The organism is Paraburkholderia sp. RL17-380-BIE-A (assembly GCF_046028085.1).
In the GTDB taxonomy this organism is placed as follows: Bacteria; Pseudomonadota; Gammaproteobacteria; order Burkholderiales; family Burkholderiaceae; genus Paraburkholderia.
The window spans coordinates 1-245 of record NZ_JARESQ010000075.1 but is presented as its reverse complement, the minus strand read 5'-3'; the positions used below and the strand labels follow the sequence as shown (position 1 = coordinate 245).

Below are 245 nucleotides of genomic sequence, written 5' to 3'. Positions count from 1 at the left end.
CGCTCAACGAGCGATGCCCCTGCGCGAGATACTTCTTCATCGATTCGAACGCCGGACCCTGCTGCGCACCGAGCGCTTCGACCGTTTCAGCCACGCCGGCGAGCAGCGACTTCGCCACCTTGCCGCCATCGCGCACGGTCTTGCGGCCGATCAGATCGTTCGCCTGAATCGCGGTCGTGCCTTCGTAGATCGGCAGAATCCGCGCGTCGCGGTAATACTGCGCGGCGCCGGTTTCCTCGATGAAG

Annotated in this window: 1 protein-coding gene; it reads right to left on the bottom strand. The window is 64.5% G+C overall.

The window, feature by feature from the left end:
• On the bottom strand, nucleotides 1–245 hold a 245-nt coding region (locus P0D68_RS35595), incomplete at both ends, for an acyl-CoA dehydrogenase family protein (protein WP_408303759.1).